The sequence below is a fragment of the Kitasatospora sp. NPDC094019 genome (assembly GCF_044764505.1).
GTDB lineage: Bacteria > Actinomycetota > Actinomycetes > Streptomycetales > Streptomycetaceae > Kitasatospora.
In genome coordinates, this window is sequence record NZ_JBIWIF010000031.1 from 1 (window position 1) to 19,049 (window position 19,049).

16 protein-coding genes and 1 riboswitch are annotated in these 19,049 nt (G+C 73.9%); of the genes, 10 read left to right on the forward strand and 6 right to left on the reverse strand.

Annotated features, from left to right (window positions below):
* Nucleotides 1–367: 367 nt before the first annotated feature.
* On the forward strand, nt 368–1,663 hold the full coding sequence (locus ACIQ9P_RS37315; RefSeq protein ID WP_402366347.1) for an SGNH/GDSL hydrolase family protein: 1,296 nt from the start codon (nt 368–370) through the stop codon (nt 1,661–1,663).
* Nucleotides 1,664–1,710: 47 nt separating this feature from the next.
* Here ACIQ9P_RS37315 and ACIQ9P_RS37320 read toward each other — a convergent pair whose 3' ends face one another.
* Nucleotides 1,711–2,424 (reverse strand): IclR family transcriptional regulator, encoded by a 714-nt coding sequence (locus ACIQ9P_RS37320; protein ID WP_402366350.1) that lies wholly within the window; start codon nt 2,422–2,424, stop codon nt 1,711–1,713.
* Between the two features lie 194 nt (nt 2,425–2,618).
* Nucleotides 2,619–2,761: riboswitch (SAM riboswitch) on the reverse strand.
* 97 nt (nt 2,762–2,858) lie between these two features.
* Here ACIQ9P_RS37320 and ACIQ9P_RS37325 point away from each other — a divergent pair.
* Complete coding sequence (locus tag ACIQ9P_RS37325; RefSeq protein ID WP_402366353.1) at nt 2,859–3,584, forward strand: DUF1963 domain-containing protein; 726 nt, start codon at nt 2,859–2,861, stop codon at nt 3,582–3,584.
* A gap of 98 nt (nt 3,585–3,682) precedes the next feature.
* On the opposite strand, the gene ACIQ9P_RS37330 is transcribed toward ACIQ9P_RS37325, so the two are convergent.
* A complete protein-coding gene (locus ACIQ9P_RS37330; RefSeq protein WP_402366356.1) occupies nt 3,683–4,291 on the reverse strand; it encodes a TetR/AcrR family transcriptional regulator in 609 nt (202 codons plus the stop codon).
* A gap of 144 nt (nt 4,292–4,435) precedes the next feature.
* Here ACIQ9P_RS37330 and ACIQ9P_RS37335 point away from each other — a divergent pair, with 144 nt between their 5' ends.
* Entirely contained in the window at nt 4,436–5,485 is a 1,050-nt protein-coding gene (locus ACIQ9P_RS37335) for an amidase (protein ID WP_402366359.1), read from the forward strand.
* 53 nt (nt 5,486–5,538) lie between these two features.
* On the opposite strand, the gene ACIQ9P_RS37340 is transcribed toward ACIQ9P_RS37335, so the two are convergent.
* Nucleotides 5,539–6,096, reverse strand: coding sequence for a TetR family transcriptional regulator (locus ACIQ9P_RS37340; protein ID WP_402366362.1), 558 nt, complete (start codon nt 6,094–6,096; stop codon nt 5,539–5,541).
* A 121-nt stretch (nt 6,097–6,217) separates the two neighbouring features.
* Between ACIQ9P_RS37340 and ACIQ9P_RS37345 the strand changes: the two genes are divergently transcribed.
* Both ACIQ9P_RS37345 and ACIQ9P_RS37350 read left to right on the forward strand, forming a co-directional pair.
* On the forward strand, nt 6,218–9,106 hold the full coding sequence (locus tag ACIQ9P_RS37345) for an AAA family ATPase (RefSeq protein WP_402366364.1): 2,889 nt from the start codon (nt 6,218–6,220) through the stop codon (nt 9,104–9,106).
* 181 nt (nt 9,107–9,287) lie between these two features.
* Entirely contained in the window at nt 9,288–9,974 is a 687-nt protein-coding gene (locus ACIQ9P_RS37350; RefSeq protein ID WP_402366367.1) for an alpha/beta fold hydrolase, read from the forward strand.
* Between the two features lie 252 nt (nt 9,975–10,226).
* Here the strand turns inward: ACIQ9P_RS37350 and ACIQ9P_RS37355 are convergent, their stop codons facing one another.
* Complete coding sequence (locus tag ACIQ9P_RS37355) at nt 10,227–10,682, reverse strand: MarR family winged helix-turn-helix transcriptional regulator (RefSeq protein ID WP_402366370.1); 456 nt, start codon at nt 10,680–10,682, stop codon at nt 10,227–10,229.
* 103 nt (nt 10,683–10,785) lie between these two features.
* Here ACIQ9P_RS37355 and ACIQ9P_RS37360 point away from each other — a divergent pair, with 103 nt between their 5' ends.
* On the forward strand, nt 10,786–11,190 hold the full coding sequence (locus ACIQ9P_RS37360) for a nuclear transport factor 2 family protein (protein WP_402366373.1): 405 nt from the start codon (nt 10,786–10,788) through the stop codon (nt 11,188–11,190).
* 25 nt (nt 11,191–11,215) lie between these two features.
* Here the strand turns inward: ACIQ9P_RS37360 and ACIQ9P_RS37365 are convergent, their stop codons facing one another.
* Nucleotides 11,216–12,373 carry an AI-2E family transporter gene (locus tag ACIQ9P_RS37365; protein ID WP_402366376.1) on the reverse strand — a complete coding sequence of 386 codons (1,158 nt, stop codon included), beginning with the start codon at nt 12,371–12,373 and terminating at the stop codon, nt 11,216–11,218.
* Between the two features lie 188 nt (nt 12,374–12,561).
* Here ACIQ9P_RS37365 and ACIQ9P_RS37370 point away from each other — a divergent pair, with 188 nt between their 5' ends.
* Entirely contained in the window at nt 12,562–13,287 is a 726-nt protein-coding gene (locus ACIQ9P_RS37370) for an SMI1/KNR4 family protein (RefSeq protein ID WP_402366379.1), read from the forward strand.
* 55 nt (nt 13,288–13,342) lie between these two features.
* Here ACIQ9P_RS37370 and ACIQ9P_RS37375 read toward each other — a convergent pair whose 3' ends face one another.
* The gene (locus tag ACIQ9P_RS37375; protein ID WP_402366382.1) at nt 13,343–13,990 is read right to left on the reverse strand and encodes an RICIN domain-containing protein; all 648 of its coding nucleotides are present in this window, start codon (nt 13,988–13,990) and stop codon (nt 13,343–13,345) included.
* Nucleotides 13,991–14,199: 209 nt separating this feature from the next.
* Between ACIQ9P_RS37375 and ACIQ9P_RS37380 the strand changes: the two genes are divergently transcribed.
* From ACIQ9P_RS37380 to ACIQ9P_RS37390, 3 genes are all read left to right on the forward strand, one after another.
* Nucleotides 14,200–15,090, forward strand: a complete 891-nt coding sequence (locus ACIQ9P_RS37380) for a BTAD domain-containing putative transcriptional regulator (RefSeq protein WP_402366385.1) — start codon at nt 14,200–14,202, stop codon at nt 15,088–15,090.
* Nucleotides 15,091–15,208: 118 nt separating this feature from the next.
* Nucleotides 15,209–17,869 (forward strand): hypothetical protein, encoded by a 2,661-nt coding sequence (locus tag ACIQ9P_RS37385; RefSeq protein ID WP_402366388.1) that lies wholly within the window; start codon nt 15,209–15,211, stop codon nt 17,867–17,869.
* 16 nt (nt 17,870–17,885) lie between these two features.
* Complete coding sequence (locus tag ACIQ9P_RS37390) at nt 17,886–19,031, forward strand: hypothetical protein (RefSeq protein WP_402366391.1); 1,146 nt, start codon at nt 17,886–17,888, stop codon at nt 19,029–19,031.
* Nucleotides 19,032–19,049 lie beyond the last annotated feature (18 nt).

Sequence of the window (19,049 nt, forward strand, 5' to 3'; positions counted from 1 at the left end):
AACTCGCTGGTGTCTTCTGCGGCTTGACGCCCCGTCCGACGTTTCAAACTCTAGCCGATCCCCGCCCCGAAAAGCGAATCCGGCCGCAATCCTCATAAATGGACACGACAAAGAAACCCGAAGCCGGGTGGCGATGTTATTTCCAGAAGATTGGCCGCCCCGGGACCGTCCGCGCTTGTTGCGTGTCCGGTGCTCCCTGCCAGGCGACTGGGCGACAGTACTCCTCCCGCGCGCTCAGAACAAATCGCGCCCGGCCGGCCCGGTTCGTCGACCGGCCGGGCTGGTCCGCTGTCACATCCGCTGTCACATTCCCGCACCGCCCCGGGTCAGCAGGGCAGGACCGACCGACCTTCCCGAGGAGCGCTCCATGCACTCGTTCGCCCGCGCCGCTTCCGTCGCCGCGCTGACCGCCGCCCTCTCCGTCACCGCCACCTCCCTCCCCGCGCCGGCCGCCGCATCGGCCACCGGGGACACTTCCTCGGCGTATCCCCAGCGCTGGTCGGCCGCCTGGTCCGCGCCGATGATGCGGCCCTCCTCGGCGCCGTGGTTCGAGACCTGGGCCGTGCGGGGCTTCGACCACCAGTCGGTACGGCAGGTGGTGCGACTGGGCACCGGTGGCAAGGCCCTCCGGTTCCGGCTGTCCAATCTCTACGGGACGACACCACTGCGGCTGAGCGGGGCCACTGTCGGCCGCGCCGCCGACGGGGCGGCCGTCGTCCCGGGGACAGTACTGCCCTTGCGCTTCGGGCACCGGGACTCCGTCGTCGTCCCCGCGGGCGGAGAGGTCCTCAGCGATCCGGTGCCGCTGCCGGTGGCGGCCCGCGACCGGGTGGCGCTGACGCTCTGGTTCGACGGCGCGACCGGCCCGGCCACCTACCACCAGCTGTCCATGACCACGACCTACCGGGCCGACGGCGACCACCGCGGGGACACCGATGCGGCGGCGTTCACCGATGCCGTCCGCCCCGGGTACGGCTCCTGGTACTACCTCGGCGGGGTCGAGGTCACCGGCGGGCGGCCCGTGGGCAGGGCGGTGGTGGCGTTCGGCGAGTCCACCACCGACGGGTTCGGCGCCACCGTCGACGGCGACGACCGCTATCCAGACCTCCTCGCCGAGCGGCTCGTCGCCGCCGGCCGACCGCGCCCCGTCCTCAACGCCGGCATCGGCTCGAACAAGATGCTCGCCGATTCCGCCTGCGCCGGGGACAGCGCGCTGAGCCGCTTCCGGCGCGATGTGCTGGACCGACCGAACGTGGGCACCGTCATCGTCTCCCACGGCATGAACGACATCCTCCGCGGCGGCGACCAGATCTGCGGCGTGGACCGCGACGACCCGCCCGTGACGCTCCAGCGGCTGATCAACGCCCACCGCGCCCTGATCCGGGCCGCCCACGCCCGGGGCGTCAAGGCCGTCGGAGCCACCCTGATGCCCTTCGGCGGCGCGCCGTTCTGGACCGCGGGCGCCGACCGGCTGCGCCGCGACCTCAACGAGTGGATCCGTACCTCCGGCGCGTACGACGCGGTGGCCGACTTCGACCGCGCCGTCGATCCCGAGGGCACCGGCGCGATCCCGGACGGCCTCCACGCCGGCGACCACCTCCACCCCGGGCCGCTCGGCTACCGCGTGATGGCGGACAGCATCGACCTCGACAGCCTGCGCTGACTCGCCCGGCCGCCGGTCGCGGGGGGCGGCCCCCGCGACCGGGCCCGTCAGGTGAGGCGGAGGGCCTCGGTGAGACGGTCGGCCGCTTCGACGACCGTCTGCGAGAGAAGGGCGCCGGGGTGGCGGGTCAACCGCTCGATCGGGCCGGAGACGGCCACGGCGGCCACGACCCGGTTCGCCGGCCCCCGGACCGGGGCGGAGACGGACGCGACCCCGAGCTCGCGTTCCCCGATCGACTGGGCCCAGCCACGGCGCCGGACGCCGCTCAGCGCGGTCGCGGTGAAGCTGGCGCCCTGGAGGCCGCGGTGGAGCCGCTCGGGCTCCTCCCAGGCCAGCAGGACCTGGGCGGCGGCGCCGACCTTCATCGGGAGGGTGACTCCCACCGGAACGGTGTCGCGCAGCCCGGAGAGGCGCTCGGCGGCGGCCACGCAGATCCGGACACCGCCCTGCCGACGGTAGAGCTGGGCGCTCTCCCCGCTGACGTCGCGCAGCCGGGCGAGGACCGGGCCGGCGGCGGCCAGCAGCCGGTCCTCCCCGGCGGCGGCCGAGAGTTCACCGAGCCGGGGGCCGAGGATGAAGCGGCCCTCCACGTCACGGGCGACCAGCCGGTGCTGTTCGAGTGCGACGGCGAGCCGGTGCGCCGTGGGCCGGGCCAGGCCGGTCACCGCGACGAGGCCGGCCAGGGTGGTCGGTCCGGCCTCCAGGGTGCCGAGGATCGAGGTGACCTTGTCGAGCACGCCGACGCCGCTCGTGTTGTCCATGGATGTCTCCGTCTCAGATCCCGCGAGCCGCCCGGGGCGCGCTCGCGGAGGCCCCCCGTGGGGAGCGGGGGGGGTGGTCAGCGAGGGCGGGCCGAGCAAGTGGGCCGATTGCCTGCGCCGGGCACGAGACGGGTACGCGAAAGGTCCGGGACGGGAAGCGCCCGGCGGAAGGACAGCACAGAGAGCACCGTGTCTCCTCATCTTTCCCGCGCCACATTGGCGACAGGCCGGAGTTGGCACTGATCCCGGACGGCACGGCGCGTACTTCGGACGCCGGGTCGAACGGGGAGCTGCCGGGGCTTCGTAGGGCCGGTCCCTCCACCCCTCTGGATGATTCGCGAAGAACGATACAAGACTCCCCCGCCCGCCTGCCAAGCCCCCGTCCCCCGACCGCGGCCGGGCGGTGTCGCCGCGGTGTCCTACAGTCGGGCCGTATGACGACCCTGATCACCGAGGGCGGCCCGGTCGCGGACGATGCGACGGTCACGCGCACCGGCGGCGTGCCGCTCGCCCCGCCCGGCACCGCCTGGCCGACCTGTGCCGATTGCGGCGGCCCGATGCGGTTCCTCGCGCAGATCGTGCTGGACGGGTCCGGCGCCGCCGTGACCGGAGGTCCGGGTCCCCAGGACCGGGTGCTGGTTCTGTTCGCCTGCCAGAACCGTCCGGGAGAGTGCCGGGACTGGGACGCCCGTTCGGGTGCCAACGTCGCGCTGGTCCTCGCGGCCGACGCGCTGGTGCCGATCCCCCTTCCGGTGCGGTCCGACCCCGAGGGCCGTGAGGACGCCGACCCCGACGAGGACGAGGACGACTTCGGCGACGAGGACGACGAGGACGACGAGGATCTCCTGCTCCTCGGCGCCACCCGCGCCGCCGAGGCCCAGTTCCTCGCGGACGCACCGGACTTCGACCGCGCCCGCGCCGCCTGGGCGGACCGGACCGGCCGCCCCCGCACCCACGTGCTCGGCCAGCTCAACGGCGCCCCGGCCTGGCTCCAGAACGACGAGACACCGGACTGCCCGGCCTGTGCCGAGCCGATGCGGCTCGCCGTCCAGCTCCAGGAGGGGCCCGATCCCGTCACCGCCATGAACTTCGGCAGTGGCCGGGCCTACGCCTTCACCTGCTCCCCCTGCGCCGGCGCGGCGTTCCTCTGGCAGTGCTGACAGCAGTACCTGTGGCAGTACTGGACTGACGGCGGTGCGGACGGCGGTGCGGACGGCGGTGCCGACGGCACTGCCGAACCCCGGACGCGCCGCCGCCGTCAGGTGGCGGCGGCCGGGCGGTACCGGGCCACGACGCCCTCGACCGCCCGCAGCAGTCGCTCGCCCACCCGGTCCACGCTCCCGTTCTGGGTGCTGATCTGGGCGCCTTCGAGCACGAAGGTGATCTCGGCCGCCGCCTGTCCGGGGTCGGAGAGCCCGGCCCGCACACAGCTGCCGGTCAGCCGTCGGAGCTGGAACTCCTTGTGCTCCTCGATCACCTGCCGCCCCGGGTGGGAGCGGTCGGGCAGTTCGGCGAGGGAGTTGACGAACGGGCAGCCCCGGTACGAGAGCGTCGGCAGTCCCTCGGCGATGAAGCGGGCCAGGCCCAGGATCTGTTCCTCGGGCCGGTCCGGGTGCTCCGCCTCGACCCGGTCGAACGCGGCCCGGTAGTCGGCGACGACGATCCGCAGCCACTCCGCGACCAGCGCGTCCTTGGTCTCGAAATGACGGTAGATCGCCATTTTGGTGGTCCCGGCCTTCTCCGCGATCGCCTGCACGCCCACCCGCTGGATCCCCTCGGTCCGGAAGAGCTCCTCGGCGGCGTCGAGGACGCGTTCGCGGGGCGGCAGCTTCGCCACCCGGCTCGGCCTTCTGGCGGGCACTGTCATGACTGTTCACGGCCTCCGGTCGATCGCGGCCCGCGGTGCTTCCCCGGGGCTGTTACGGTACCAGTCCGTCCCACACGATACCGATCGGTATCGTGTGGAACTCTGCGGTACCAGTCGGTGCCGCACGCGATTCCGGGAGGGCCCTTGGACATCACCGAGTACGTGCGCCACGACGCGGTCGGTCTCGCCGAACTGATCGCCCGGCGAGAGGTGACCCCCGCCGAAGTGGAGGCGGCCGCGCGGGAAGCCGCGCGCTCGGTCGGCCCGCGGGTCAACGCCGTCGTGGAGACCTGGCCGGCCGACGACACGCCCCGCCCCGGCAGCACCCCGCTCGCCGGGGTCCCCTTCCTCGTCAAGGACCTCGGGGTGGAGGCCGCCGGGCGCCGGACGGAGCTCGGCAGCCGCCTCGCCGCCGGCCAGGTCGCCGCCGCCGACTCCACCCTGATGACGCGGCTCCGCCGGGCGGGCCTGGTGACCTTCGGGCGCACCGCCACCCCGGAGCTGGCCTACAGCACCACCACCGAACCCGTGCTGTACGGCGCCACCCGCAACCCCTGGGACCTCACCCGCAGCGCCGGCGGGTCCAGCGGGGGCGCGGGCGCGGCCGTCGCCGCCGGGATCGTCCCGATCGCGCACGCCACCGACGCCGCGGGTTCGATCCGCGTCCCCGCCGCCTACAACGGCCTGTTCGGGCTGAAGCCGACCCGCGGGCGGGTGCCGATGGGCCCGGCCGTGGACGAGATCTTCAACGGCCTGGCCGTGCACGGCGCCGTCAGCCGGACCGTGCGCGACAGCGCCGTCCTGCTCGACCTGGTCCGGGGGCCCGCGCCGGGCGACCCCTACGCCGCGCCGGAGCCGCCCCGGCCGTACGCGGAGGAGGTCGACCGGGATCCGGGCGCCCTGCTGATCGGCGTCCTCACCCGGCCGTGGGGCGGGCGGGCGGTCGCGCCACCGGTCGCGGAAGCGCTGGCCCGCGCCGTGCGTCTGCTGGAGTCGCTCGGTCACCGGGTGACGGAGGCCGAGCCCGACCCGGGAACCGGGACCGGCCTCCCGGTCGGGATGCAGTTCGCGGCCGGGTACGGGCAGGAGGGCCGCCTCTTCCGGCTCGCCGGGCAGCTCGAACGGGCGTGGCCCTGGTCGGACCGGACGCCTGCGGTGTGGGCCGGGCACCCCGGGGGCCACCGGGGCCACTGAAGGCAGCGCCGGGACCGCCCGGGAACGGCCGGGGCCGTCCTGGCGGAGGGGGATCACTCCGCCAGGACGGTGGCGATCCGGCGGATCAGCTCGCGGCTCCGGGTCCGGTCGGCGACGTCCACGACCGTCAGCACCTCCGGGTTCGCGGCCGCCCACAGCATGGCGACGTGGACGAGCAGGGCGAACAGGACCTCGGGCTCGAACCGGGTCGAGACCCGGCCGTCGGCCTGCCCCCGGGCGATGTCGGCGGCGCGGCGGCGCACCTCGGCGACCGCGAGCCCGTTGAAGGCGTCACCGCGCTCCAGCCGCTGCCAGGTGATGATCCGGGGCATCTCCGGGTACTCGGCGTACAGGTCGCCCAGGCTCGCCGCGAACCCGGGCAGGTCGTCCACGTCGAGCGGCACGCTCAGCACGATCTGCTCGACCATCTCGTTCCAGACCGCGTCGAACAGCCCGGCCTTGTTCCCGAAGTAGTGGTAGATCTGCGCCTTGTTGCTCCGTGCCGCGACGGCGATGCGGTCGACGCGCGCGCCGTTCAGCCCGTGCGCGGCGAACTCGGCCCGGCCGGCCGCGACGAGTCTCCGCTTGGTGGCTTCGGCGTCACGCTCCATGCACCCTGCTCCTAACTAACCGTTTACTTGACAGGTTCACCAAAGCCACAGTGTAATCAACTAACCGTCCAGTTGAATATGGTCGGGGCGCGCGCCTTCGGGGCAGGGGAGGGAACCGGGCTTGGAACCGGGCATGGTGATGGTCGGCCGGAACGACGAGCGGGCGCGGCTGTCCGCGTTCGTCCGGGCCCCCGACGGACAGGCCCTGGTCCTCAGGGGCGAGGCGGGCGTCGGCAAGAGCACCCTGCTCGATCTCGCGGCGCGGCTCGCGGCCGAGGACGGGCAGTTGGTGGTCCGCGCCACCGGCGTCGAGGCGGAGAGCGGACTGCCGCACGCCGGGCTGCACCAACTCCTCTACCCGCTCCTCCCGGACGGCGACCGGACCGACGGCTCTCCCGGTCCCCGGCCCGACAGCCCCTCCGGCCCCCGGCTGGGCGCCACCGCCCGCGCCGCCTTCGACGCGGTCTTCGGCCGGTCCGACGGTGCGCCACCGCCGGTCATGGCACTCGGCATCGCCGTCCTCGACCTGCTCTCCTGGACGGCGTCGAAGGGCCGTCCGCTGCTGCTCGTCCTCGACGACGGCCAGTGGCTGGACGAGGCCAGCGCCGAGGTGTGCGGCTTCGTCGGCCGCCGGCTGGCCGGCCGCCCGGGGGTCAAGCTCCTGGTGGCCGTCCGCGCCGACACCGCCTCGCGGTTCGACGCCGCGGCGCTGCCGGAGGCGCCGGTCGGCGCGCTCGCCGACGCGGACGCCACCCGCCTGCTGGACCTGTGCCACCCGGAACTCGGCCGGGAGGTCCGCGGCCTCGTCCTGGACCAGGCCGGCGGCAACCCGCTCGCCCTGCTGGAACTCCCCGTCCACCTCGCCTCCCGGCCCGGCGACGGCCCCGCCCAGGACCTGCTCGGCCTGCACGGCGTACCGCTTCCCCGGCGGATCCAGGAGATCTACGCCGCCCGCCTCGCCCGCCTCGACGACACCGTCCGGGCGGAACTGCTCCGGGGCGCCCTCGACGGAGCGGCGGCCCGGCCCGGCGACGGTCCGGCGCCCGTCACGCGGTACCGCATGCGCGAGGTCGACGCGGCCGTCGCCTGCGGCCTGCTGGTCGTCGAACCGGCCACCGGCGAGCTCGCCTTCCGGCACCCGCTGGTGCGGTCGAGCGTCGTCCAGCTCGCCACGCCGGACCAGCGCCGCGCCGCCCACCGGGTGCTGGCCCACCTGCACCGGGAGTACCCGGAACGGCGCGCCACCCACCTGGCGGCCGCCACCGTCGACCCCGAGGAGGGCGTGGCCGCCGACCTGGAGGCCGCCGCCCGCTCGGCCACCCGGCGCGGCGACGCGCGGATCGCCGTCTCCTGGCTGACCCGCGCCGCGGAGTTGAGCGAGACCCGGGTCGACCGGTCCCGGCGGCTCGGCGAGGCCGCGTACGTCGCCGGGCAGACCGACCACCTCGGGCGGGCTCGCAGCCTCGCGCTGGCCGCCACCCCCGGCACGGACGCGAGCCCCGCCGCCGTCCTCGCGGACTCCTACCTGGCGCTGTACCGGGAGGGTGAGGTCAGGTCCACCCACCGCCGGATCGTCGCGGCCGTGGAGCGGCTCCGCGACTCCCCCGACCGGCGCGACGCCCGTGACCTGCGCGACCTGCGTGACGCACAGGAACGGCCCGACCGGCCGGGCCGGGGGCCCGACCCCGCCGACGAGGTGCTCGACCGGCTCGTCAGCCTGCTGCTCGCCGTCAGCCAGTACGCCGGGGACCGCACCACCTGGCAGCGCACCCACGAGCTCCTCGCCACCCTCGGCGGCCTCGCCACCGAGCGCGCGTGGATGTACGGCAGCACCTGGAGCGACGTCGTCCGGCACGGCGCCGGCTGGTCCCGGCGGGTGGAACTGGCCTCGGCCGGCCTGGAGGACCAGGACCCGTGGGACGTCACCCGGCTCGCCGTGTCCGCCTACCACCTCGACGTCCTGAGCCCGCTGCGCCCGTACCTGGAGCGCGTGGTCGACCGTGAACTCGACACGGGCGCCATGTCCAGCGGCATCGTCATGCTGCACCTGGTGCTGCTCGACCAGATGGCACTCGGCCAGTGGGACGCCGCCGAACGCACCGGACGGCGCGCCCTCGCCCTGGCCACCGAACGCGGCCACGGCCTCTTCGCCCACCAGACCCGGGCCTACCTCGCCCAGCTGGCCGCCGTGCGCGGCCGGACGGCGGAGGCCCGCGAGCTCCAGACGGCAGTCGACGCGTGGGCCCGACCGCGCGGCATCGGATTCCTGACCCAGATCGCCGACGCCGCCGGCGCCACCGCCGCGCTGAGCGCCGGCGACTACGAGACCGCGTTCCTCCACACCATCGGCATCACGCCGCCGGGAGCGTTCCGGCCCTACGCCTACCAGGCGTCCCGGACCCTGCTCGACCTCGTCGAGGCGGCCCTGCACACCGGCCGCGCCGAACAGGCCCGGGCCCACGCGCTGGCCGCGCGGGACGCCGGCCTGCCCGACCTCTCCCCCCGGCTGGCCCTGATCACCCACGGCGCCCTGGCCATGACGGCCGAGGACGACACCGAGGCCGCGGCGCACTACGCCCGCGCCCAGTCCCACCCGGCCGCCGAGCGGTTCCCGTTCGAACTGGCCCGGATCCGGCTCGCGCACGGCACCGCCCTCCGCCGCGTCCACGGCGCGGCGGCCGCCCGCATCCCCCTCACCCAGGCGGCCAAGACCTTCGACCGCCTCGACGCCCCCGCCTGGGCCGCGCGCGCCCACGCCGAACTCCGGGCCGCGGGCGTCGCGCCCCGCACGCCCGAACCCGACCCGCTCCCGCTGACCTGGCAGGAGCGCCGCGTCGCCGAACTCGCCGCCGGCGGCCTGACCAACAAGGAGATCGGCGAACGGATGCGCCTCTCCCCGCGCACCGTCAGCGCCCACCTCTACCGCACCTTCCCCAAGCTCGGCATCACCACCCGCGCCGCCCTCCGCGACGCCCTCACCCGCGTCTCCGACCCGACCCCGACGCCCTGAGCGGCCGTCCCACGTTCCTCGGCCGGGCCGAGGGGCGATGGTGTCCACGCGCGGGACCGCCGTGCGGGGACGTCCGGTCGGCCGCGGCCGGGGCGCGGAAGTGCGGGTCCCACCCGAGGCTGGAGTGGGCTCCGGCCCCACGGTTCCCGTCATGGCTCGACATCGACGCAGGAGGACACACATGACGACCAAGGCCAGCATCGTCTTCGCCCACGGACTCTGGGCCGACGGCTCGTGCTTCAACAAGCTCGTCCCCGCCCTCCAGGCCGAGGGCCACACGGTGTCGTGCTCGCAGCACGGCCTCGACTCGCTGGCGGGCGACGTCGCGTGCGTCACCCGCTCCATCGACCACGTGCCCGGCCCGGTCGTGCTGGTGGGGCACTCCTACGGCGGCACCCTGATCACCAAGGCCGGCGTCCACGACCGCGTCGGCGCGCTGGTCTACATCGCCGCGCTCGCTCCCGACGAGGACGAGACCTCGCAGGACCAGCAGAACAAGTTCGACGCCACCCCCGTGTTCGGGAAGCTCGACATCAGCGAGGGCCGGATCTGGCTCACCGAGGCCGGTGTCCCCGACTTCTGCGGCGACCTGCCGGAGGAGGAGCAGAAGCTCGTCCTGGCGACGGGCGCCGTTCCGGTGCCGGACCTGTTCGGCCAGCAGGTCCCGGGCACGGCCTGGCGCACGAAGCCCAGTTGGTACATCGTCGCGAACAACGACCGCACCGTGAACCCGGACCTGGAGCGGGCGGCCGCCGAGCGCATGGGCGCGAAGACCTACGCCGTCGACAGCAGCCACGTCCCCATGCTGTCCCACCCGGACTTCGTGCTCGACGTCATCCGCGACGCGGCGCGGAGCCTCGCGGCGTAGCACCCCGTCACCGGATCCGGCGACCGGGCCGGAGCGTCACCCTCGCGCGCGGAGGTCAGCCCGCCCGGACCCGGCGCTCCGGCCGACCGGTCCCCGGATCGAGGGCCACCACGAACACCTCACCGCCCCGCGTGGTGAGCCGGATCCGGTCCGGACCGTCCCACTCCGCCGAGACCAGCGCGTTCCGGTGGGCGTCACCGCTGAAGACGCCGACCGGCGACCGCCGCGCGGTCGACCCGGAGCGGGCCCGGGTCAGTCGCGGTCGGGGGTGAACGGCCCCTCGTCGAGGAAGCGGCGCAGCAGGCGGGCGAAGGTGCGTGCGTCCTCCTGCGGCCAGGTGGCGAGGGCGGTCTCGATGTCGGTGGCCAGGCGTCGGCGGGTCACGGCGACGACGTCGTGGCCGGCGTCGGTGAGGGCGAGCAGGGTCGCGCGGCGGTCGGCCGGGTCGGGGCGGCGTTCGAGCAGGGCGGCCCGTTCCAGGCGGTCGGCGCGACGGGTCACGGTGGTGCGGTCGAGCCCGATCTCGCGGCCGAGGTCGGCGGCGCTGAGGGGGCCGGTGCGGGCGAGGCCGCTGAGGACCGGGTAGGTGAGGTCGTCGACCTCCTCGCCGAGTCCCTCGGTCAGCCGGGCGTGGAGCTGGGTGCGGGTGCCGCGGCGGAGGAGCAGCCCGAGGGCCTCGGCGATGTCCTGTCCTGTCGAATCCGTCATTCCCTCAGATTAGCGTGCGCTGAGCACGCTTTCCCTGCTAGAGTCATAAGCGTGCTTGAGGCACGCATCACTCTGCAGCTTCGTCACCCACCGGAGGACCCCCGTGAACAGCACCGCCACCCGCACCGACATCCGCGCCGCCCTCACCGACCTTCTCCTCACCCCCGGACTCGACCTCGACGAGGCCGCCGACCGCCACTTCGCCCCCGACTACCGCCAGCGCACCGACGGCAGCTGGGCGGACCGCACCGAGTTCCTCGCCCACATCGCCCACCTGCGCACGGTCGTCGCGGGCGGATCGGTCGCGGTGCACGACGAGCTCGCCGACGGCGACCGCTACGCCGACCGGCACACCATGGAGGTCGTCAAGACCGACGGCTCCACCGTCCGGATGGAGGTCTACCTCTTCGGCGAGTTCGCCCCCGACGGCCGCTTCCGCCGGATCGAGGAGACCACCCTCATGATCGAGGGCGACGACGCCGACCGGAACCTCGGCAGCGCCCGCTGAACCCGCCCGGGTCACCGGCGCCGGCTCAGCCGCCCCGCACCGCCGGAGGTCCGGACGGCTCGGAGGCAGCCGCTTCCGGCGCCGGGCCCCGCCGGTCGGCGTAGACCGCCCACAGCACCGAGACGAGGGGCACCGCGACCACGGCGCCGATGACCCCCGCCGCGATACTGCCCGCCAGCACCGAGATCGCGACCACCACCGGGTGCAGGCTGACCGCCCGGCTCATCACCAGCGGGTGCAGCAGATGGCCCTCGATCTGGCCGATCACCACGATCAGCAGCAGCACGACGACCGCGATCACCGGCCCCCGGGCGGCCAGTGCCACCACGGAGGCGACCAGCATCGCGATCGGCGAGCCGATCAGCGGGACGAAGGAGGCGAGGAACTCCAGCACCGTCAGCGGCACGGCCAGCGGCACACCCAGGAAGTACAGCGCGATGCCGACCATGGCGGCGTTGGTCGCGGCGACGACGAAGATGCCCCGGGTGTACCCGGCGAAGGTCCGCCAGGCCACCCGGCCGCCCCGGTCGAGGGGCTCCCCGGCGGCGGCCGGGAGCTGGGAGGCGCTCCAGCGCCACATCCGGTCCCCGGAGTGCAGGAAGAACACCGACATGAAGACCGCGAGCGCGGCGCCGGTCCCCAGCTCGGCCAGCCGCCCGGCGCCGCTGACGGCCGTGCTGATCAGCGTCGAGCGGTGCGCGGAGACGAAGTCGGCGACCTTCCGCTGCAGGTCGTCGAAGGTCGAGGGCTCCAGACGGAACGGCGCCCCCTCCAGCAGCCGCTCCAGCCGGTCCAGTCCGCCCTCGAACTCACGGCTCAGGCGGTCCAGGTCGTTCGCCACGGTCTCGCCGACCAGCGCGAGCAGGCCCGCCGGAACCAGGATCGCGACGGCGAGACCGATCAGCACGGCGAGCGGGCGGGGCACGGCCCGGCCGACCAGATCGACCAGCGGCCGGACCACCGAGGTGATCACCAGCGCGAGGAAGGCGGCCAGCGTGATCAGGTGGAACCGCCCCAGCACCGTCAGCACCAGGTACCCGGCCACCGCGACGAGGAGCAGCCGCCAGGCGTAGTCGGAGAGCCCGCGCAGCACCGGGCCCGCACCGGGCGCGGCGGCGCCCGGCCCCCGGGGGTCCGGGCGCCGCGGGTCCTGGCGCCGGGGGCCGGGCCGCCTCAGCGGCATGGCGCACCGCCGCGTGCCGCGCTACCGCCCGGCGCGGGGCGCCGTCCGGGGAGTCCTCCGGTACTGCTGGGGTGCGAGAGCGGCATGAACCCTGGATAGCGGGTGCGGCGCCCCACGGCGTGTTCCCGCGCCGACGGGCACCCGCCCGGCCGATCCGGCGGCTCCCGGGGCTCCGGTAGCGTGGCGCCATGATCACCGGTCACTCCCTGGCCACCCGCCTGCGCTCGCTCGCGGCCCGCGTCCCGTTCGACCTCGCCGTCCTCCCCGGCCTCGACGGCACCGGCCCCGACGCCACCGGACTCCCCCTCCCCGCACCGGTACCGCCCGCCGAGCGCGAACTCCTGCGCCACCTCGGCGGCTTCTCCGTACCGCCGGTGGAGGTCCGCCTGATCGGCCACCCGGGTCGGCGGAGCAACCCGGCGCTGCCCGACCCGCGGCACGTGGTGTCGGACGACGGCGGCGGCGGGTTCACCTGGGTGGACCTCGCCCCCGACGGGACCTGGGGCCAGGTGCTCATGCAGTACCGGGAAGGCGGACTGTACGTCCAGGCCCCCTCGCTCGCCGCCTGGCTGGACCGGCTGGTCGGCACCGCCGAGGACCTCGTCGACGGGGTCGGCTTCGAGGACGGCGTCCAGCCCTACGCGGACGAGTTCTGGGACGCCCTCCACCCCGACGGCCCCGAGCTCCCCCTCCACCCCGCGCCCACCCTGCGCACCGGAACCACCGATCCGGCCCTCGCCGCCCTGGCCCGGACCGTCCCCGACCGCGCCGTCCTCGCCGACCTCCGCGACGCGGCCCCGGGCAGCCGCGCCCGCTTCGACCGCGCCTGCGGCCCCCATCGACTCCTGCGCGCGGCCGACGCCCCGGTGTTCGCCGCCGTCCCCTGGGACTGGCAGCACGACCGCCCGCGCTGAACGGCCGCGTCCCGGGCCACGGTCCGGCCCGGGACGCGGCCGCCGTCGCGGCCGCTCAGCGCACACCGGGTGGGTTGGGGAAGTTGTTGAGCTGCAAGAGGTTCCAGCTCTGGTTCCCCGTGTTCCACGCCTCGTCGCCGGAGATGCAGTCCCACTGCTGCAGCCGGGCCTGCTGCACCGGCGCACCGGTCGAGGACGTCGCGTCGAGGCACCTGCCGGTGGCCCGGTTCTTCAGGATCATGGTCGTGGGGAAGCACATGCACGGGTGGCCCACCCAGGCGGTGGTCCATTCGGCCGGCGCGTAACCGGCGTCGCAGTACGGGTACTGGAGGACGCCGGTGCCGTTGGTGTAGGAGCCCGAACGCCAGTCGAGCATGAGGCACTGGCCGGAGTGCCTGGCCTTGATCCGGAAGTACCCGTTCCCGCTGTCGAGCAGCTCGTACTCCTGGGACGCGCTGGTGTTGTTCGGCCACAGGAAGACGCCGGTGTAGGCATCGGCCGACGCCCACATGACATCGGCGCGCAGCCCGGACCGGACGTTCACGAGCTCGTACCGAGTGGGTTCGGCCGCCTGCGCGGGCGTGGAGGCGAAGGCCGCGAGGACGGCGAACGCCAGTGCCGCCACCAGGGCCGCCGGGGTGAGCGGAGCGGGTCGGGCGGTCCTCCCGGAACCGTCGGCCCGCCGGGGACGGTACATCCGCATGCTGTTCTCCTCCGAAGGTCTCAACCGGCGGGCGAACACGGCCGGTTCGCCCGTTCCGACCACGCCGGCCCGGACTTCCCACCCTGCCGCCACCGCCTGGGTACCGACCTTGCGGGCACCTTGCGGACACCTTGCGGACGCCTTGTCGAGCCAGCCAGCATGGACCGTGGGGATGTTTCGCACGGGCCGTCGACCGTACGGGGGGACATGTGGACATCCGGCTGCTGGGCGAGGTCGAGGTCCGGTCGGCGGGCCGGCCGCTCGGCGTGGGGACGCCGCAACAACAAGTGGTTCTCGCGGTCCTGGTCGTCAACGCCCGAAGACCGGTCTCGATGGAGGCGCTCGTCGACCGGGTCTGGGGCCACGAGCCGCCCGCCGGCCCCCGGACCGCGCTGTACGCCCATCTCAGCAGGATCCGCGGGCTGCTGAGACAGACCACCGCACCCGGTGGCGGGGCGGCGGCGCGGGTGGAGCGCCGACACGCCGGCTACGTGCTGGAGATCGACCCCGAACTGGTCGATCTCCACCGGTTCCGTCGGCTCGTAGAACAGGGCGGCAGCCCGCCGAACGACGACGCGGCGAGGGCCGCGACGCTCGCCGAGGCCCTGGGCCTGTGGCGGGGAGAACCCCTGGCCGGTCTCCCGGGCGCCTGGGCCGCGCAGGTCCGGGCGAGCTGGCACCAGCGACGGTTGGACGCCCTGGTCCGGTGGGCGCAGGCGGAGTTCCGGCTCGGCCGTCCCTCCGCGGTCATCTCCGCCGTGCCCGATCTCACCGTTGAATATCCGCTCGCCGAACCCCTGGAATGCGTGCTGATCCAGTCGTTGCACGCGGCCGGCCGGGGCGCGGAGGCGCTGGAGCGGTACGGCGCGGTCCGGCGACGGCTGGCCGAGGAACTGGGCACCGGACCCGGCGCGGAACTCCGGAGCCTGTACCGGACCGTCCTGACCGGGGGGCGCCCCTGCTGCGGAGAGATCGGCCCACCGCACCGGCGCGCCTCGGCACCGTCACCCGGAACGACGGGCCCACGCCCGGGCACCCGCGGCTCCGGACCGCCCGCCGAGGGTCCCGGCGGGGCCGCGGCGGGCGGCGCGCCGGGGTGATGTCACTCGATGAGGTGACAGTGGAGGGCAGGTCTGGTCATCGTGGGGGCGGGATTCCTACGGTTGGCGTACCTGGTTCCTGACTGCTCGCCAGATCGACGCGTCCGGGAGGACGACCATGTCCGATCACGCATCCGAGCCCTCCACAACCGTCGACCACCCGCCGTCCGCCGCTCCGGTGGCGGGAGTCGGCGTCCCGATCCCGACCGCTCCCCCGGCCACCCCCGGGACCGACCCCTCGCCCGTGCTGGTGCCGGCCTCGCGGCACATTCCCAAGGCCACCCTGGTGGCGCTGGACATCACGCCGCCGTCCAGTGGCCAGGCGTTGCTCAAGCACGGCTTCGCCCATCGACTCGCGCTGCGTCCCGGCGAGGTGGAGGCCGCCGCGCGTGCGGCCGACCGCCCGCCGGACGGGGAACTCGCCCGGCTGCTCGCCGGGTACGAGGAGGGTGCGGCGGAGCCTGCGGGCCCGGCGCCGTTCGCCGCGGTGCCGGTCGACGAACTCGTCGCGTTCGGCCTCGCGGTCGCGCAACTGCGCCGCGCCGCGGGTGAGTCGGCGACGGCGGACGCCGACCGTGCCGTCGTCGCCGTCCGGAGCCTCGTGTTCAACACCCGTTCCAGTCGGCTGAGCATGCTCAACCTGGAGCGTCTGGAGATGGCGCCGGCCGGGATCCAGCGCGGTGAGCTGATCGCCACCATCCCGCTGGCCCCGCTGGAGGAGACGGCCGTCACCCACAAGGAGTGGTCGGTCACCTCCCGGGAGTTCACCTCCATCGTGACGGACTCGCTGGAGAGCTACAGCGAGACGGGGGTCACCGACAACACCGAGCTCTCCCAGTCCACCGCCAGCCAGCAGCAGCACTCCAACCAGTTCAACATCACCGGTACCGTGTCCGGCGGCATTCCGGTGATCAACGGCTCGGCCTCGTCCGGGTTCACCACCCAGGACAGCTCCTCCACCTCCGCGTCGGAGAGCCGCAAGCACGCCTCCGGGCTGACCCAGAAGGCGTCCTCGCGCGCCAAGCAGGAGCACAAGGTCACCATCTCCACGCTGACCGTCACCGGCACCGAGGAGACCACCACCCGGACGGTGAAGAACCCGAGCCAGACGCAGGCGGTCCGGATCGACTACTTCAGCCTGCTGCGGACCTGGCGGGTCCGGCTCTACCGGTACGGCCTGCGGGCGGCCTACGACATCGTGGTCCCGGAGCCCGCCGCCGCGATCCGCAAGGACTACGTCGAACTGGCCGCGCTGCGGGCCGCCCTCGGCCCCTTCGTCTTCAACCTGCCGCACGACGACATCACCGACGACGTCCGCCCGGCGGACCAGGTGCCCGGGTTCCCGCCGAACCGCAAGCACTACCGCGTCCTCGGCGACCTCCACGGCGTGCAGGTGCCGGACCCGCCGGAGGCCACCAAGGAGATCTTCCCCAACGACAACGTGCCGGCCGGCGGCGGCTGGCACTTCTACCCGATGCGCTTCCGGATCGAGGACGGCTACGCCGTCTCCGCCGTCACGGCCGAGTTCCACCTCGGCATGCTCGCCGACAACCAGCGGATGCACTACGGCGTGGAGGGCAGCGGCTTCGAGAAGGACTCCGGGGATCCGCTGCACGACGCCGTGGTGCTCAGCGACCCTCCGTACAACGCCTTCAAGGGCCGGACCGGCGAGCAGAACGTGCTGATCTTCCTCCATGACGTCGGGCCCGCCTGGGTGGGCCTGAAGATCACCACCACCCGGACGCCCGAGCTGTTCTCCCGCTGGCAGTCCCAGGTGTGGAACATGCTGCACGACGCCGCGCAGACCAGGTACCTCGCCGAACAGCAGGACATCGCCAACCGGATCTCCGCCCTGGAGGACCGCCTCGCCGGGGTGGACACCCTCACCCTGCGGCGCGAGGAGAACGACGAGATCATGAAGTGCGTGCTCCGCCATCTCCTGGGCACCGAGTACGAGTTCATGGCCCCCGGCGCGGTGGACGCACTCCGCGCGGCGGGCGTGGACACCGCGCACGGCGCCGGGTTCGCACCCGGGGCGCTCACCCCGCCGGACGGCGCCTGGGCGAAGCTGAGGCGTCACGAGGACCTGGTCCGGTTCGTCAACCAGGCCGTGGAGTGGGAGAACGTGGTGACCTTCCTCTACTCCTACTTCTGGGACGCGCCCGACTCCTGGGACTTCGTCCGGCACATCCGCCACCCCGACCCCACCCGACAGGCATTCCTGCGGGCCGGCGGCGCGCGGATCGTGCTGACCATCCGCAAGGGCTGGGAGGACGCCTGGGTGCGCTTCTGCGAGGGCGGCTTCAAGGACGCCGACATCCCCGCCGACCACCCGTACCTGACCATCGCCCAGGAGATCGCCGCCTACGACGACCACTACTACCCCGGCATCCCGCCGGCCAATCCGGGCCGCGGCTCCGTCCGGATCGAGGACACCGTGAGCACCGAGTGCTCGGCCGTCATCGGCCCCAACCCCGTCAACCCCGCGCTGCCGGTCACCATCCCGGTCGCCTCCAGCCGGGGCTTCACCCCCGGCGCGCCGGTCGTGATCGACTCCACCCGTCACCCCGACCTCCAGGAGACCTGCACGGTGGTGGCGGTTCCCGACCCCGGTCGGCTGACCCTCGACCGGCTGCTGCACCGGCACGACGGCACCGGCACGCCGGTCCCCGTCGTCCAGCCCGGGGAGAAGGGCGAGCTGATCGCCGAGTGGAACGAGTACACCCCCTCGTCCGGCACCGACATCCAACTCAACACCAATCTCCCGCAGATGAGCTGAGCCGGCGGAGGCCGCGATGGAGGTCGGGGTCAACTACCCCTGGATGCGCAACGACCCGATCACCATCGGGCCCAACATCCACGAGAAGGGCAAACCGCACCCGTGGCAGGCGGCCGGCTCCGACCTGGACCGGAACCTGGCCGCGCTGCGCGGCCTCGGCGTCACCGTGGTGCGGATGTGGCTGATGGCCCACGGCGTCAACTACGACGGCACCGTGTCCTGCGTCAACGCCTTCCGCGAGGCCAACCGCTGGCGGTTCGAGCCGCCGCAACGAGTCCACCAGAAGTTCCTCGACGACGTGGAGGAACTCCTGGTCAAGGTGGAGAAGGCCGGTCTGCGGATCGTGCCGGTCCTCCTCGACTTCGGCTTCTTCGACGGACCGGAGGAGTGGTCACTGAAGTACTTCGCGCCCGGACCGGCCACACCCACCGACCTCAACTACGGCCGTGGCCGGCGGGCCGTCGCCGAGGACCCGACCTACCGGGCGACGTTCGTCAACGGCACGATCAAACCGCTGGTCGCGGCGATCGCGAAGCACCGCAAGGTGGTCCACGCCGTGGACGTCGTCAACGAGCCGTACTGGTGCGTCAGTCCGCTCACGGGCAGCCTCTTCGGCCCGGCCGTCAAGCAGGACGCGCTGATCGCGCTCATGAAGGACTGCGTCGCCGCCGTGGAAGCGGCCGGACTGCCGTCCACCGTCGGGCACCGCTACTACCGGGACATCACCAACGTCTTCGGCAGCGTCAGGGTGACCCGCCCGCAGTTCCACTACTACGCCTCCGCCCCGGGCCTGGACGCCCTGCCGGTCCTCTCCGGACTGACCGGCCCGCGCCCGTTCCTCGGCGAGTTCGGCTGCATCACCAGCGGGGAGCTCGACATCGCGCAGCGGGACGCCGCGGCCCGTGGTGACAAGGTCGTCCTGGACCAGATCGGGCCGATGCGCCGGACCCAGAACCTCTGGCCGATGCTCGAACAGTCCCGCAAGACCCAGGCGCCGGACGCCATCCTCACCGAACGCCTCGACTGGCTCGCCGACTTCGGCTACGAACTGGCGCTGGTCTGGCCCAATGCCCTCCTCCCCGACCCCGGCCGCGAGGACCTGAAGTTCGACGCCCTGCGGCGCGGCCAGATCGCGGAGTTCACCCGCCGGCGCCCCGGCTGAGCCCGCTTACGGCGTTCG